Source organism: Streptomyces sp. NPDC002730 (assembly GCF_042888805.1).
Classification (GTDB): domain Bacteria; phylum Actinomycetota; class Actinomycetes; order Streptomycetales; family Streptomycetaceae; genus Streptomyces.
The window spans coordinates 1-15,369 of sequence record NZ_JBIAQG010000034.1; the positions used below are offsets into that span (position 1 = coordinate 1).

Below are 15,369 nucleotides of genomic sequence, written 5' to 3' on the forward strand. Positions count from 1 at the left end.
TTCGCACATGCGTACGGAGTTGGTCATCGACGCCCTGAAGATGGCGGTGTCGACCCGCGGTGGCCGCGTGGGCGGGGTGATTTTTCACGCGGACCGCGGCTCGCAGTACACGTCGGCCGCGTTCGCCCGGGTCTGCGATGGTTTCGGGATCCGCAGAAGCATGGGCCGGGTCGGCTCGAGTTATGACAATGCCCTCGCCGAGTCGTTCCGGCAGGGACTCAAGAGAGACGATGCACCCGAGGTTGTTCTCCACGATGCGGCAGGCAAGGCTGGAGATCTTCCAGTCGCTCACCTACTACAACGTACGCAGGCGCCACAGCGCTCTCAACTACCTCTCGCCAGCCGAGTTCGAACAACAACAGCAGAGAGCACGTAAACTCACACTCGCAGCATGAACCCCCGTGTCCACACTCCGGGGGACGCCTCACGACCTCGTGTCGCACCTGCACGCAGAAAGTGCACTCCGACTGGACCGACAGAACCCCTCGACAAGGTTCATCGCCCCAGCTCAGAAGGCACTTGCGTATTTCCACCTCAACAGCCGTCGTACCCAAGTGAAACGGCGAGGTTAGGGTCACTACCGGGGCCAAGGATGACTGGCGAATCGTCAGGTATGAGCCAGGTGGCCGATGTTAGCCCTGTGCGGCCTCCTTGAGACTGGGGGCCACACGCACTCCGGGGCGCGAAATCCCCTGGAGTGCTGTTCTATGTCGGGAAACACGAGATAGATCGTGAGCGGCTCAGCCGCCGAGGAGCGGAGTTACATGGTAAACAACTGCACGATGAGGAACGCGGGTTGGCTGCTGGCGCTGCCAGCGACAACGCTCGCGATGATGATGGCGACGAGTCTGCCCGCCGCGGCCGCCGACAAGCCCACCCCGGAGCAGCTCATAGCCGACTGCGACTCCGGCAAAGGCAGGTGCACTTTCGAGGAGCCGGTGCTCGGAGAGGCATATCTCGGTAACTTCCACCAGGTCTCCGACTCGCTTCATAACTGCAGCACTTCGCCCGCCACGCAGTCGATGGATTGGACCGACACCGTAGGTTCAACGGATTCGGTAGGTGTCTCTGTCACCACAGGCGGCAAGATCGCGGGCATCATCGACGTCAGCGTAACCGCAACCTACAGCCACACATGGTCGAGCACGCACGCCGAAAACAGGTCCCTGAACATGACGGTGAAGGCTGGGGAGGTGGGCTGGATCTCCCGTGCACAGGTGATGCAGACCGTATCGGGTATCTGGCATACCAACTACAAAAAGAGGCATTGGGGTCACCGTCACTGGGATGCTACGGACACCATCACAGGCCCGGCCGCGAATGGCACAGACGGTAAGAACAACGCGGTGATCGTCAAGACCCGCAAGATGACCACTGCCGAGAAGTCCTCATGCTCCGCCGACGCTCATGAGGGCACGGCGGTCCAGGTACGTCGTTAATAGTTGGGCTCAATTGCCTCGCGGGACATTCATGACCAAAGTGGCCCCGCGAGGCAGAGGAGTCCTCCGGTTAGGCACCGCCTTGTGCTGGATTCCTCAAAGGCAGTTCACATAGCGGTGGCGTAAGCGCCGGGTGGGCGGGGCGGGTCTGCCCCAAATCCATGAGCTGGCAAGGGCGTTGAGCTGGGCTGTTGCCAGGCGGGTGGCCTGGTCGATCTCGGATCGGCGAAGGACTGGCCGGCCAGGGCTGCCTTGCGGAAGATGCGCCACCAGCCTTCCTGAAGGTTACTGACTTCGGCTCGTTAGGGTGATTCTCTTCGGAGTCCCTGTCGTGGTCTGGGTGTTGGACGTATCTCTGAGTGTGTGAGATGTGGGGATGGGGGCGGGTTGAGTGTCGAGGGGCGCCGATGCCGGGAGTCGCTGCGGTTGCAGGCGGCCGAGTTGTTCGAGCGGAAGTTCAAGCCGCTGGAGGTGGCACGGCGTCTGCGGGTGAGCGGGAAGTCGGCTTATCAGTGGCACGAGCTTGTGGCGGGAGGGCGGTGCTCAGGCGCTCGCCTCCCGCGGTCCGGGCGGAACACGGTGTCGTCTGTCGCCGCATTGTCTGGAGAAACTGGCCGTGTTCCTGGAGGAGGGGCCGGCCGCGCACGGCTGGGTGGAGGACCAGGTGTGGACCGCATCGCGGGTGGCCACGCTGATCGGCCGGACGTTCCACGTCAGCTACAGCGTTTCCGGGGCCACGCGGTTGATGCACCGGATCGGTTTCAGCCCGCAGGTCCCCGCGCGGCGGGTGGCCGAGCGTGACGAGCAGGCTGAGGTTCCGACTTGTATTGGCCGTAGCGGAGCGCGGTCGGGTTGGCCGCTCGTAGCGTTCCGTAAGGACGCTGGGTTGGATGGCTCGTGAGGTTCCTGCCGCCCTTCGGAGCTGGCCCGCTCGGGGTGTGCCGCCGGTCCGGTGTCCGGCCACGGTCTGACTCAACAGAGGCGTGTCCCGGCAGCGGTTCCGGAAGTCGGCGTGTCGGCCGTGGACGTCCTGCCATCCGGCTGTAAGGAACGAACTTCCATGATACTGCTCGGTGTTGACCCGCACAAGTCCACTCACACGGCTACCGCCGTTGATCCCGTCTCGAATCAGCAGGCCGGTTCGCTGAGGATTGAGGCGAACCTCGCGGAGTACCGGCGTCTCTTGACCTGGGGTCGCCGCTGGCCGCAGCGTAGGTGGGTGGTGGAGAACGCCACTGAGCTAATTCCATCCTGAAGTTGTAGGTCACGGCCCTGGTGTGCGGCTGGGTGGGGAGGCTCGGGCTGGTCTGCGGCGTGATCGTCGCGTGGTGATCGTCCGTCAGCGGGAGACCTCCGCGTTCGTCAGCACGAGCAGGGCCCGCAGGAGGGCGGTGGCGTGCTTCGCGTTCATGCGGACCTTGGCCAAGATCCTCCAGTTCTTGAGGTCGGCGAAGCCGTGCTCGTTCGCCGCGCGTTCGCGGCTGACCAGCCGGTTCACCTCCTTCTGTGCTGCGGGAGGGGTTTGCCGCGACTGGCCTTGCGGCCGGTGATGACGACCGGGTCGTCGGGGTCGTCGTCCAGGCCGGTGAAGCCGAGGTCGGTCAGGGCGCCGAGCCCGGCCTCGCGAAGGCGAGCGGTGATCTTGTTATGGCGGCGGTGGTGATCTCGCTGGAGCGGCCCGGCTTCGCCGCCGAGATCCACACCAGGTTCCCGTGCTCGTCGGTGAGCGCGAGGAACAGCAGGCCGTGGACCTTGTGTTTCCCGCTGTAGTTCGGCCGGTTCTCATCCCCGGTTCGTCTGCGTGTGCGGACCAGCGTGCCGTCCAGCAGCACGACGACACCGCCCTTTCGGGCGATTTTCTTCAACGCCCGGTCCAGGCGCGGAGCCCAGGGCCGCCAGCAGTCCGATCACTTCCAGTACCCACCGGCGCACGGTGGAGGCGGACACGTCGTTACCACCGGCCATGTCGTAAAGCCGCTGGTCGTGCCGCAGCACGGCGAGCACGATCACGGCGATCTGCCCCGGTCCCAGCTTGCGCCAGCGCGAGCGGATCTTCTTCAGATGGCCGCGGATCAGGTCGGCGACCAGGTTCACGGTCGCGCTCGACAGGGACAAACGGCATTGGTAGACAAACCCTTCAGGGCCCTCTGCGGGTCGGCTGTTCATTCGCACGAACACCCCAACTCCGCTCAGGGGAACGTTCGTTACGCCGGATTCCGGCCGCGGCCGATCTCAGGCGGACGGTTGCGGCGCGACTGCGAAGCGGCCCGCGGGGGTCCGGTGCAGCCAGCCCCGGTCCGCCAGGCGCCCGAGCTTGTTGCGGACCGGCTCGACCTGCCCCGGACCGGCACCCCTGCCCAGTTCGACGCTGACGCCCTTGGCCGGGACCGCCTCCGACGCCGCGGCCACGATCTTCATGATCGCCTGGTAGTCGGCGGGCAGCGCGCTCATGTCCATGCCTTGCTCTCGGTGCGGAATCAGCAGCATCCCGCCCGCCCCAGGCGCGCAGGTGACCCGCTCCAACTCGGCGGCCATCTCCGGGTCATCGGTGTGCCCGGCGCGCCGGGCGTCGGCGAACTGCCCGAACACCACCTCGGCCGCCTCCAGCCGCGCGACCTCGACGTCGAGATCGGCGAGCTCCTTGCGCAGCCGTTCAGCGCGGTCGGCCAGCACCAGCCGCCGCTGCATCACCCACGTCAACACGTCCACCACCAGCAACTCCTCCCGCCCTGCCCTCCTTCGGAGGGTAGGAGGCCACGGCTTCCCGGAGCCCCGATTCAGACAAACCGGCCACGAGGCGGACGATCTCCTGCTAGCGATCACGCCCTCGACCAGCCCGAGCCTCCCCACCCAGCCGCACATCAGGGCCGTGACCTGCAACTTCAGGATGGAATTAGCTCATTCCGGCAAGCCGCTCTGGAAGCAGGTCCAGGACCCTGGCCTCCAGTGCGTGAGCGAGCAGCCGGTCCCGGAACCCGGTCAGCACGGTGTGGTCGAAGCCGGGGTCGGTCAGCTCCAGTCCCAGCAGGTACTTCATATCGGTCCTGGCCCGCACCGCATGCTCGGCCTGGCGATCGGTCAGGTTCTCGGCGAACTGCAGGATGCCGACCAGGGCCAGTCGGCCGGGTGGGACACCGGGACGTCCCCGAGTCCCGAAGGCGGCCTTGAACTCCTCGTCTGCGAACAGCGGGCCGTGGCCGTCCCGGATCCTCATCGCCAGGCAGCCCTTGGGGAACGCAGCGCGAGCGACGTCCCGCGTCACGGCGGGGACGTCCGCTCCATAGTTCGACCGCATGGACATCGCGCCACCCCCGGTTCCGCAGCCGGATGCCCGGTTCGTGCCCCTGGGCCGCCACGCACCACACTCGCGGCTCACGCGACCGCATCACGCGCGAACAGGGCGGCTTCACCCAATTGGGCAACGGGGTCCGTCGATGTACTCGAACAGGGCCAGGTTCGCCTCGGCCCGGGTGGCGAAGACCGCGGACGCACTCGGTCTTGATCAGCATCCACGAGTTCCCCGCGAGGGCGTTGACGCTCCTCGTCACCGGCGCGGACGGCACGGTCCGCACGGAACCGTTCCGGCTGGTCACCACACTCCTTGACCACTGGTGGCACCGGCCACCGAGCTGGCACAGCTGTATGCCCAGAGGTGGGAATCAGAAGCCAACCTCGTTCGCGCGCTTGAGCCGGGCGTTCTCCTTGCGTGGAGCGGCCAGTTCCGCCCGTTCGCCGGTGGTGTGACGGTGATCGTGCTCGCCGGCATCAGGCTCGGCCTGCCCGATCCAGCCGCGCAGGGCCTCGGGATGCACGCCCAGCTCGATGGCCAGACGCTTGATCTGCGGCTTCGGCTCGGTGGTGCGATACATCCGCACCGCACGCTCACGCAACTCCAGCGGGTATTTCCAATGCCGCGTAGTTAGCCTGCTCACGGCTCTGTCAAGCAGATCTGCGGGATTCGGGCAACTGTCGATCACGAGGACGGACCCCTGGTAGAGCGAGGAAGCCGACCAAGGTCTTCCTGCCCGAAGGGGTCCCGTTGTCCGACCAGTGTGCCATCACTCAGCTGACCCGCACCCTCACCGTCGCCGAGGGCCTTTATGCCCCCGGGCACCTCGGGGAGTTGACTCAGCAGGTCCCCTTCGAGCTTGTCGACGACATCCTGGAGCGGACCGGGACCACGCAGGCGAGGCTTCGGCTGCTGCCCTCGCGGGTCGGCATCTACTTCGTGCTGGCCCTGGCCCTGTTCCCGAACCTTGGGTACATGCGGGTATGGGACAAACTCACGGCCGGCCTACGGCAGTTATGTCCGTGCCGACCCTCGGAGAAGGCCCTGCGGGACATACGCCGCCGACTGGGGCCGGCTCCACTGAAGCTGCTCTTCACTATTCAGGCCGGGCCGGCGGCCCGGCCACAGACTCCCGGAGTGCGTTACCGACGCTGGCGGACGGTCGCCTTCGACGGCTGCAGTTCCGCCAAGGCCCCCGACCGGCCCCGCGTCTGCGGCTGGCTCGGCAAGATCAAGCACCGATACGGTCAAGAGGGCTACCCCATGCTGAAACTCGTGGCCCTGTGCGAAACCGGCACCCGCGCTCTGCTTGGCGCAGCCTTCGGCCCGGTGGCGCCTGCGGAGTCCGTCTACGCCGAGCAACTGCTGCCGTTGCTGGACGACACCATGCTGCTACTCAACGACCGGGGCTTTGACTCCGACGGTTTCCTGGCCAAATGCGCCGGCACCGGCGCCCAGCTGCTCGTGCGCCTCAAAGGCACCCGCACTCCGGCCACATGGGCCGTCCTGCCCGACGGCTCCTACCTCACACGAATCCGCGGAGTGCGTCTGCGCATCATCGACGCCCAGGTCACCGTCACGACCGACGACGGTATCCGAACCACCGGAGACTACCGCCTGGCCACGACCCTGCTGGACCACCGCGACCACCCGGCAGACGAGCTCGTCGCGCTCTACCACGAACGATGGGAGATCGAATCGGCTTTCTACTCCCTGCGCCACACACTGCTCGACGGTCTCGTCCTGCGCTCTCACGACTCCCGCGGCGTCCAGCAGGAGATGTGGGCCCAGCTGACGGTCTACCAGATACTCCGCCGCGCCATGGTCGAGGCTGCGGGGTCCAGGCCAGGGACCGATCCCGACCGCGCCTCCTTCACCGTCGCCCTCGAAGCAGCCCGGGAACAGGTCATCACCGCCCAAGGCGTACTGCCCGACCCGGCACAGCCCGCGCTCATCGGCGTCATCGGCCGCACTGTGCTGGAGAACCTGCTGCCCAGACGCCGCCCACCCATCGCACCCCGCAGGGTCAGATGCCCGATCTCCCGCTACGCGACCCTTCGGGATGAAACACGCGGCCACCTCACGGCCCGCATCACCGCCATCGAGGTCGCCGTGCACCAGGCATCCGAACGCGCCCCCGAGGGACGGCGGGACCGAACGCTCCAGCTCATGCGGACCGCCCCGGAGCGTTCCTGGCGCGCCTGCGAGATCGCAAGGGGCATCGGCCTCGATGACGCCCGAGGACTGCGTGCCGAACTCGGGCGCTGGGTCAACGAGGGCGTCCCTCAACGAACTGCCCGCGGTGTCTACGTCCTGGCCCGCGAATGGACCACGCCCGGCCTCCACCAACAAGCCAACCACCCGGTCTTGACACCTGCGGACCCGCCTTAACTACGCGGCATTGGGGTACTTCGGAGTACTTCCTGGGGGCAGCCATGGTCAAAGGTCCTCTCATGAACCATCTGACCCTCTGTCAACTTCCTTCGCATCTCTGGGGAACCTCAGTCGGGGCACTGACGGCTGGCGGAGGAGCGGCCGACAGGGCACCCGAGCGGAGAATATGGGCTAGGTGGCGGATGTGCGGCTCCTGTTGGGCATCGAAGATCGAAGCTCAGCAGGCTCTGGAGAGCAGGGTCGGCGAACAGTTGCTGCGCTTGCCTCGATCTGCCGGCAGGCATCTGATAACCGCTCGGCAGATCCTCCGATTCCACCGATCACCCATGTTGGAGCCTCCATGCAGCGGTCAAAGTGCCTGGCGCCCACGAAGCAGGTCTGCAGCTGGCGTCGTGGGCCAGGCCTTCCTGATTCGCGCAGCCCTCCGTGTCCCCTGGCGCCCATGTACCCGCGAAGTGGGCTTGGGTGTGAGTCTGCGAGTCTTGCGATATTGGCTCGGCAGCCTGATTCGTTCGCCGCGGCCGCTCGGCCGAGTGTGGATGCCAGTTCCTCTTCCCTCCTACGGCGTGGCCATGCGCTTGTCCGATTCTGCTCCGCCCAAGCGTGCGGCCCAGTGCTCGTTACCCCCCTTGTTCCTTGAACTGCGTCAACCGGACGGTGGGGATGGCACTTCGCTGGCCTAGAGGTGGCGAAGTGCCATCCCCACCGCGTCATTTGTTGCTCAGGCCCGCGACATACTTGTGGCCTACCGTTTCAGTCTGACGGTTACGGTGGCTGCCGGTAGATGTTGACGCTCAACTCGGTCTGTCCCGACTCGGCCGAGGCGCCCCGCCAGCCGACTCGTCCCGAGGGTCTCGCTTGGGGCTGGGCACCGGCTGGGCCGGCTCGTTGCCCCTCGTCAGTCGGCAGCCCGCATCGCGGGTCCGAATTCCCGGAGGATTAATGATCATATCTATTTCTGTACTGTCGGCGTTCCTCACCGTGATATTCGCGACATCCGGAATTGCCAAAGTGACCCGTAACGCAAGGGCTCTTGAGCGCAGTTCAAAGTTTGGTTTCTCGTCACGTGACTACCATGCCATCGGGGTGTTGGAGCTGGCAGGTGCAGCCGGGCTGATGGCGGGGCTGTGGGTGGTGCCGCTCGCAATCGCCGCCTCCCTAGGCCTGATGCTACTCATGGCGGGTGCGGTGGTTAGCCATATCAGGATCAAGGATCCCATCACCATCTCGTTTCCCGCTGTGGGGCTAGGCCTGCTCGCGGCGCTGTCGACAGCGCTGACCACTGCTGTCGCCTAACGACCTCCGGCGTGCGCCGGCGGGAAACCTCCCGCCGACGGGCGGACCCTGCACCACATACGAAGCGAAAATTCACACGGGAGACACGGTGAGGGGACTGCAGTCCTAGGGACCGGGGCCTCTAGCCGAATCGGAGCGGCGACTGTGCAGGAATTGGCAGAGCGAGGTGCAGATTTGGGCTTGATGGCCTGGCCCGCTGAGCGCCTTGAGCTGCTTGCTCAGACGATTCGCGGGGTGGGGCAGGAGCCGGTATTTTCGTAGCTTCAGACATCACGGACGAGTTTCAGGCGGGACACGCCGCAGAACGAACCGTCCCTGAGCTGGAGCGCCTTGATGGCCTGGTGAACAATGCCTGACTCATGATTCTGGGACCGCGGCAGCGGCCGCTGTGGCGGAGTGGTGCCGCATGGTGGAGCTAACCTGCTCGGTCTGATGTACAACACCGATTCGGCCCTCTCGTACCTGCGCAAGACTGCTGGTGGACGGCCCCCGGTGGGTCGACGACGTCGTCAACATCGGCTCAGTGGGCGGCCGGGGCGCAGCCTGTGTGAGTACGGCTGCGCAAAATCTGGAGTAGTGGCCCTCAGCGAGGCACGGCGACAAGAATTCGCAGAACACCAGGTGCGAGTGAGCGTAGTCGAGCTGGGCAGCGTTGACACCGAACTGCGCGATCAGAACAGCCCCGAGACCATCAGCTTCTTGAGTCACTTCTCTTTTTCTCTGCGTGAGGGGCAGGAAATGACGAACGAAGAAGGTGCGGCGGACGGGAGCCGCACGTCAAGTGAACGGCGTGAGAAAGGGCAGGTTGATCGTGGAACGTCTGCTCACCCCTACGCCGCGGGGGAAGGATCTACCGGCGGTATCTATTCGGTGCTTCATCCCGCTTCTGCCGCATGGCTCGACCCTTCGGCAGTGGCGCTCTTCGACGAGCAGAACGCGTCAGCAGAGGGAGATCCCCACTCGCGAGTCGAGAGCATCCCCCCTGCAGATCCGAGTCGGACCGGGCGCCATGCGACACGTCCTATGATCCTGATCATCGGCACGTTCGCGGTTCTCGGCGTTCTTGGCATCGCACTTCTAGTCCAGGTGGCATCCCCCATCACCGAGCCGCCGACAGGTCAGTCGTCAGCCATCGTTGATAGCCCACCTCCGCGAGCGCCGCGTCACACCGTGAGCGTGGGCAGGGGCCGCCCTACCGGAGCCGCGCGAAGGATGCCCAGCCCCACACCGCCCGTCTCCGCTGACGTGACCCCTGCGTCGCCGACACCCGATGCTGCTCGTGAGTACTACGGATGGGCCTTTGGGTTGTGTCTCGAAGTGGCTGATTCGTCTCGGCGCGAGGGTACGCGTCTGCAGATAGCGGGCTGCACGGGCCGGGAGAATCAGCGTTTCACGCGCTCGGGATTCCAGGAAATCAGGGTGTTTGGCGACAGGTGCGTGGCAGCGTCATCGGGTCCTGCGGCCGCGAAGGGCGACGCTGTGGTCACCGCGGAGTGTGACGGGAACCGACACCAGCAATGGTCCCTGGACCAGGACGGCAGCGTCCGTCAGGACGGGCTATGCATGGACGTCCGCAACGGATCCGAAGTTTCTGGTGCCCCAATTCAGCTCTGGGATTGCGGTACCGGCGGTGATCAAGAGTGGTGGATTATGTCACCCCGCAGCGAAACACCGCCCTGAAATGGTTGTTATTAGAAGCCGTTGTCGTAGCGAACATGGCCGCTGCGTTTTAGCTGATCAGGAATGATGTCGGTGTTCCTGCGACAGGGATGACACGTCGTGTTGTTTCGTCGGGGAGGTGTTCAGATGCCGTCGGTGATGGGGCTGTTGGAGGTTCGGGAGACGGCTGGCCGGGTGCGGTTGGAGGAACTGCGTGCCGAGGCGGACCGGATTCTGGCCGAGCTGGCGGAGGCTGAAGGCGTGCTGGAGCGGCGGATGGTCGCACTCGCAGAGCTGACCCTTGCCCTGGCAATGGGGGCTGTGCCGGAGGAGCCGGTCCGGCCGGCACCGGTTCCGGCCGTGGTGAAGGAGCCCGTGGCCGGCTCGGTAGTCCCTGAATGGCGTGAGGGTGTCACAGCTCAGGTGATCGCGCCGGAGTACCGGCGGCTCCTGACGGGGCTGGACGGGGCGTCAGGCAGGGAGGGGCTGCGTGCGAAAGACCTCGCTGTTCGGTTGGGCCTGGATCTGGTGCCCCCGAAGGTCGAGAGTATGCGACTGTCGGCGCCGCCTCGGTCTCCCCAACCGCATCCATGCCGCGTCGCTATCGCACCAGCAGGCACCCCCGCAGGAACCACCGCCTTGATTATTTACAAGCCCTTAACTTCGAAGACCCGGATTCGCGCAAACCGCTACGAGCCCTGCGTTTCCCAGGGGCCGGGCCGTGGGCGAGCCGAAGCAACGCCGACGCACCCTCCAGCCCTTCACCCCCAACACTCTTCGAATCTGCGCCATCACCCAAGCCACCCTCGTTTCAACAGCGCATGGCGATTATGAACGGTGACTAAACATCACCGTGCCTCGCCTAAAATACGTTCCGGCTCACCGGAGCAACACACAGCCCAGTACATACTCACCCGAAGCGGCACCCTCAACAGGCAACAGAGCAAGTCCACTCGGCCTTCCGAGGGAGGCAACGCCAATGCGGCTCCCGCGCAGAAGAGGGCACACGTCCCCTTTCAATCCAACCTCCGGAAATGACGATTGACTAACATCCACTATTTGGCGGAAATAGTCACTTCGCCTCACGGGTCCACCACCCGGACATCCCTCCTCAGAGGCAGCAGAGAGCTGCTGCGGGCACAGTCTCGCAATCGAAGGCCCCACCGGAAACACCACCTCGGGAAAGGTGGGACTTCAGTCGCTCACCGCTCGAGCTCTGACTGTTGTCGACCATCACGAGAATGTGTTTACCTATTGGGCACGCACCCCCTCGGGGCGCAGCCGCGTTGGCGAACCCGTCACGAGTGCGACTGCGCTGCCTCCTAAGCCACGCGGACGCGAAGGCAAGCAGGTCGACCCGGAAAGCGGCCCACACATCTACAAGCCACCGAGTGCCCTCCGTCTCTCTCCCCCCTTATACGCAACGCACCCCTGCGGGTAGCCCGGTCCCATCGAAAAGGACGCCGATGACACGGACAAAATTCAAGCGACGCTCCTGGTCTCTCCGTACATCTCTCATCCTGTTGGCCCTGATCCCCACGATTGCCCTGGCCGGCGTGTGGACAGCCACAACCAGCCAGCTGCTGTCGCAGGGGTTCGACCTTCGATCTCAGGCGGATATCAGCACCGCCATCGGGCAGCCCGCAAATGCGATGCTCTACGACCTCCAACGAGAACGCGTCCTGACTGCCATCTGGCTGGCCGACTCCGCTTCCACCCACGGAGCATTGGACTCCCAACGCCCGAAGACAGACGCATCTCTCACGGCGGTGAGCAGCATGGCGCAGGGCCTCGATGGATCCGCTGAACACGCCAGGGCCACCCTTCAGCCGCTCGTGAACAAGCTTCAGAATCTCCCGCTACAAGACCTGCGTGCGCAGATCGACCGACGGTCCATCGGCAGCGCAGCCCTGGAGTCCTTCACTCAAATCCTCAACGCTGCGATTTTCGCGCTTCGGCAAGTCACCCAGGTGGACGACGGCTTCCTCGTGACCGCATCAGCCTCTCTGGGAACGATGGTCAGCATGGCGGAACAGATCCAACTGGAGGACACTGCACTGGCCCCGGCCGTTGCAACCGGCCGACTCACTACGCAAGCGCGTGCGCAGTTCGCTCAGGCAGTAGGCGCACAACGGTTCTTGCTCGCCATGTTGCCCAGCCAATTGCCCCCCGAGGACCGAGCGGAGCTACAGCAGCTCACCAGCAGCGCCGCCTGGGCATCCGTGATCTCTAGCCAGGATGCCGTGCTAGAGCAGTCCCCGCCGGCCTCTCGCAGTGGCGAAGCCGCCGAGACCACCGCCCTGCCCGAACCCGCCCGGTATTGGCGTGCCGCACTGGACCAAGTGGGCAGCCAGATGAAGCAGTTGATCGCAAGGCGTGGCACCGCACTCCTTGGTCTCCAGGCGACCCGGGCGAACGATCTGATCCGACATGGAGCGACCATCAGTGCCGCAGGGTTCGCCGCCGTGATTATTGTGGCCCTCCTGTCCTGGCGGATCACCGGGTCCCTGCTGCGGCGCATGGCCGGACTACGCAAAGCCACCCTAGAAGTAGCCGAGGTCCGGCTGCCAACACTGGTCGACCGGCTTAACCGCAATGAGACGGTCGACATCGAATCAGAAGCGCCCAAGCTCGACTACGGCCACGACGAGTTGGGGCAGGTGGCAAAGGCATTCGACTCGGCGCAGCGGACCGCCGTCCGCAGCGCCGTGGCACTGGCGGATGCCCGCCGCGGATTCGAGAGGGCGATCCTCGGAGTCGCTCGTCACACCCAGAGTCTTGTGAACCGCCAGCTCAGCCTGCTTGACCGGCTCGAACGGGCACACCAAGAGCCCGAAGTTCTGGAGGCTCTGTACCAACTGGACTCTCAGGCAAGCCAGATGCGCCGTTACGACGAGAACTTGGTAATCATCGCGGGAGGGCGGCCGGGGCGCAGTTGGAGCGAGCCGATTGCTGTGGTCGACGTGCTGCGCAGTGCAGTCGGCGAGGTCGCCGACTACCAGCGCATCAGCGTCCACGCGGACGATCAGCTGCGGCTTGCGGCGCACGCCGTCGCTGACGTCATCCACGTGCTGGCCGAGCTCCTGGACAACGCCACGGCCTTCTCGCCACCAGCCTGCCCCGTCTGGGTCCGGGCCAACCAGGTCAGTAGAGGCCTCGCGATCGAGATCGAGGACCGTGGCATAGGCATGAGCGCGGAGGAGTACACCGATGCCAGCAGGAGACTGCGTCAGCCGCCTCAGTTCGACGTCCTCGCGCTCGCTGACGATGTCCGCCTAGGCATTTTCGTGGTCGGCCGACTCGCTGCCAGACACAACATCAGGATCACTCTGCGGCCATCTCCATACGGCGGTACATCGGCCATCCTCCTCATCCCGCCAGAACTCGTCGTCCACGAACCCACACCGAACGGCCATGTCCGGATAGGGGAGTTTTCGAGCATTGACGCCCGCTTCATGGCCCCCGCACCTGTAGGCTCTGGTGCGCGCTCCACTGACCTGCCCGACTTTGCATCGCCGACGCCAGTCACCACTTGCACCCCCCTGGGGTCGCCCTCCTCCCGGACACTGCCGCTGCGTGTGCCACAGGCGAGCCTCGTGGAGGAACTTCGCAACGTCCCCGTTTCGAGGAGTACCCCAGACCACCGGCAGGAGCCAGTACCTCCCGCTGAGCGCGTCGCCGCGACCATGTCCGCCTTCCAACGCGGAACGCAGTACGCACGCGAATTCGGTTCCGGATCTCCCACACCAGCGAAGGGGCCCCAATGACCACCGACCCTGACCACGCCCCCGCGATCCCCAGCCAGCTCGACCTGCTACTCACTGGTTTGGTCCAGCAAGTGTCCCACGCACGTCATGCCTTGGTGGTGTCCGAGGACGGTTTGGTAGTCAGCAAGTCCACCGCATTTCCCCGCCCCGAATCCGAACGTCTGGCTGCCGCTGTGTCCGGCCTCATCAGTCTCGGCCGCAGCACTTGTGCGGACTTCAACGGCGGCGCTGTACTCCAGACACTGATCGAGATGCGGGACGGCTTCCTCATTGTCACCTCCGCTGGAGTCGGTGCGCACCTGGCCGTGCTCACGACCGCCCAGGTGGACGTAGGCGTGACGGCATTCGAGATGAACATGCTGGTCAAAAAGATTGGCAAGTTCCTCAGCGCTGCCCCGCGCGTCGAGCCCGCCATCCCACACGAGTCCCGTGACGCCAGGACGACATGAGCCGCCGCGGCGGGGGTCACCCGGAACTGACACCGAGCGATGGCGACGGCCAGCTCGTGCGTCTGTTCACCCTTGTCGGCGGCCGCACCCAACCGAGCCACGACGTCTTTACGCTCATCACGCTCATCACCACAGTGCAGTTGCCAGCGCCCAACCGCGCTTTGCCGCCTGAGCACCGCCGCATTCTGCAACTGTGCACCGTGGCTACCGCAGTTGCCGAAATCGCCGCCCATCTGGATTTGCCGGTTTCAGTGACTGCGATCATGCTCTCGGACTTGATGGACCACGGCATGATCACGGCTCGCCCGCCAGCCTGCACAACTGGGCTTCCTGACATCGACTTGCTCCGGAAAGTGAGGGACGGACTTGTCCGGCTCTGATGACGCCCCGACTGCAGTAAAAATCCTCATCTCTGGAGGGTTCGGTGTCGGCAAAACCACCATGGTCGCCTCCATCAGCGAGATCGCCCCGCTACGTACCGAAGAGTTGTTGACCGCCGCCAGCATCGGCGTTGACGATCTAGCCGGCCTCGATCACAAGACCGCCACCACCGTGGCCATGGATTTCGGGCGTATCTCGCTCACGCCGGAGCTGAAGCTCTACCTGTTTGGTACCCCTGGCCAGCAGCGCTTTTGGTTCATGTGGAACGACCTCTCGGTCGGCGCCCTGGGCGGTGTGATACTGGTCGACACCCGGCGTTTGGAGGTCAGTTTCGCCGCGATCGACTTCTTCGAGAGCCGCGAGATCCCCTTCGTCATCGCCGCAAACTCCTTCGACGGCCAGCAACTCTACCCCGTGGAGCAAATCCGCACTGCCCTGGCTCTTGGACCGAACGTGTATCTCACCACGTTCGACGCTCGAAATCGCGCCTCCTGCCGGGATGTCTTGCTGGCCCTAGTAGATCATGTCATCGCTCGAGCGTCCCACTGAGCACACCGTGCACTGCTACCTCAAGCACCAAGCACCGTGGGCCTTGACCCAATGCCGTGACTCTGAGGTGAAAACCTTCCGCAGTTGATCGTCAGGCTGCGGGAGGTTCGGCGGGTGAAGTAGTCGGCGCCCAGGTCGTGGTAGGG

Annotated in this window: 15 protein-coding genes and 2 pseudogenes; 10 read left to right on the top strand and 7 right to left on the bottom strand. The window is 64.9% G+C overall.

The window, feature by feature from the left end; translation table 11 throughout:
- The 3 genes and pseudogenes from ACFYXH_RS41525 to ACFYXH_RS41535 all read left to right on the top strand — a co-directional run.
- Window positions 1–395, top strand: a pseudogene (locus ACFYXH_RS41525) (integrase core domain-containing protein); the annotation flags it as partial.
- A gap of 336 nt (window positions 396–731) precedes the next feature.
- Entirely contained in the window at window positions 732–1,439 is a 708-nt protein-coding gene (locus tag ACFYXH_RS41530; RefSeq protein WP_389574809.1) for a hypothetical protein, read from the top strand.
- Between the two features lie 426 nt (window positions 1,440–1,865).
- A pseudogene (locus ACFYXH_RS41535) lies at window positions 1,866–2,340 on the top strand (winged helix-turn-helix domain-containing protein).
- A 438-nt stretch (window positions 2,341–2,778) separates the two neighbouring features.
- Here ACFYXH_RS41535 and ACFYXH_RS41540 read toward each other — a convergent pair.
- The 7 genes from ACFYXH_RS41540 to ACFYXH_RS41570 form a co-directional block, all read right to left on the bottom strand.
- Window positions 2,779–2,937, bottom strand: coding sequence for a hypothetical protein (locus ACFYXH_RS41540; RefSeq protein ID WP_389574812.1), 159 nt, complete (start codon window positions 2,935–2,937; stop codon window positions 2,779–2,781).
- Window positions 2,934–3,140, bottom strand: a complete 207-nt coding sequence (locus ACFYXH_RS41545; RefSeq protein ID WP_389574846.1) for a hypothetical protein — start codon at window positions 3,138–3,140, stop codon at window positions 2,934–2,936. The genes ACFYXH_RS41540 and ACFYXH_RS41545 overlap by 4 nt, the downstream gene beginning before the upstream one ends.
- Window positions 3,041–3,271, bottom strand: a complete 231-nt coding sequence (locus tag ACFYXH_RS41550) for a transposase family protein (protein ID WP_389574815.1) — start codon at window positions 3,269–3,271, stop codon at window positions 3,041–3,043. Before ACFYXH_RS41550 ends, ACFYXH_RS41545 begins: the two co-directional genes overlap by 100 nt.
- A complete protein-coding gene (locus tag ACFYXH_RS41555) occupies window positions 3,222–3,554 on the bottom strand; it encodes a hypothetical protein (RefSeq protein WP_389574817.1) in 333 nt (110 codons plus the stop codon). Before ACFYXH_RS41555 ends, ACFYXH_RS41550 begins: the two co-directional genes overlap by 50 nt.
- A gap of 117 nt (window positions 3,555–3,671) precedes the next feature.
- Window positions 3,672–4,148 (bottom strand): hypothetical protein, encoded by a 477-nt coding sequence (locus tag ACFYXH_RS41560; protein WP_389574819.1) that lies wholly within the window; start codon window positions 4,146–4,148, stop codon window positions 3,672–3,674.
- 184 nt (window positions 4,149–4,332) lie between these two features.
- Window positions 4,333–4,740 (bottom strand): transposase, encoded by a 408-nt coding sequence (locus tag ACFYXH_RS41565; RefSeq protein ID WP_389574822.1) that lies wholly within the window; start codon window positions 4,738–4,740, stop codon window positions 4,333–4,335.
- A gap of 358 nt (window positions 4,741–5,098) precedes the next feature.
- The gene (locus ACFYXH_RS41570) at window positions 5,099–5,416 is read right to left on the bottom strand and encodes a transposase (RefSeq protein WP_389574824.1); all 318 of its coding nucleotides are present in this window, start codon (window positions 5,414–5,416) and stop codon (window positions 5,099–5,101) included.
- A 62-nt stretch (window positions 5,417–5,478) separates the two neighbouring features.
- Between ACFYXH_RS41570 and ACFYXH_RS41575 the strand changes: the two genes are divergently transcribed.
- From ACFYXH_RS41575 to ACFYXH_RS41605, 7 genes are all read left to right on the top strand, one after another.
- Window positions 5,479–7,119 carry an IS4 family transposase gene (locus tag ACFYXH_RS41575; protein WP_389574827.1) on the top strand — a complete coding sequence of 547 codons (1,641 nt, stop codon included), beginning with the start codon at window positions 5,479–5,481 and terminating at the stop codon, window positions 7,117–7,119.
- 945 nt (window positions 7,120–8,064) lie between these two features.
- Window positions 8,065–8,418, top strand: coding sequence for a DoxX family protein (locus ACFYXH_RS41580; RefSeq protein WP_389574830.1), 354 nt, complete (start codon window positions 8,065–8,067; stop codon window positions 8,416–8,418).
- 432 nt (window positions 8,419–8,850) lie between these two features.
- Entirely contained in the window at window positions 8,851–10,098 is a 1,248-nt protein-coding gene (locus ACFYXH_RS41585; RefSeq protein WP_389574833.1) for an SDR family NAD(P)-dependent oxidoreductase, read from the top strand.
- Between the two features lie 1,502 nt (window positions 10,099–11,600).
- Complete coding sequence (locus tag ACFYXH_RS41590; RefSeq protein ID WP_389574835.1) at window positions 11,601–13,844, top strand: nitrate- and nitrite sensing domain-containing protein; 2,244 nt, start codon at window positions 11,601–11,603, stop codon at window positions 13,842–13,844.
- The gene (locus ACFYXH_RS41595; protein WP_389574838.1) at window positions 13,841–14,293 is read left to right on the top strand and encodes a roadblock/LC7 domain-containing protein; all 453 of its coding nucleotides are present in this window, start codon (window positions 13,841–13,843) and stop codon (window positions 14,291–14,293) included. The genes ACFYXH_RS41590 and ACFYXH_RS41595 overlap by 4 nt, the downstream gene beginning before the upstream one ends.
- Before the next feature lie 26 nt (window positions 14,294–14,319).
- Window positions 14,320–14,673 carry a DUF742 domain-containing protein gene (locus ACFYXH_RS41600; RefSeq protein ID WP_389574843.1) on the top strand — a complete coding sequence of 118 codons (354 nt, stop codon included), beginning with the start codon at window positions 14,320–14,322 and terminating at the stop codon, window positions 14,671–14,673.
- Complete coding sequence (locus tag ACFYXH_RS41605; protein WP_389574841.1) at window positions 14,660–15,223, top strand: ATP/GTP-binding protein; 564 nt, start codon at window positions 14,660–14,662, stop codon at window positions 15,221–15,223. The genes ACFYXH_RS41600 and ACFYXH_RS41605 overlap by 14 nt, the downstream gene beginning before the upstream one ends.
- The last annotated feature ends 146 nt before the right edge of the window (window positions 15,224–15,369 follow it).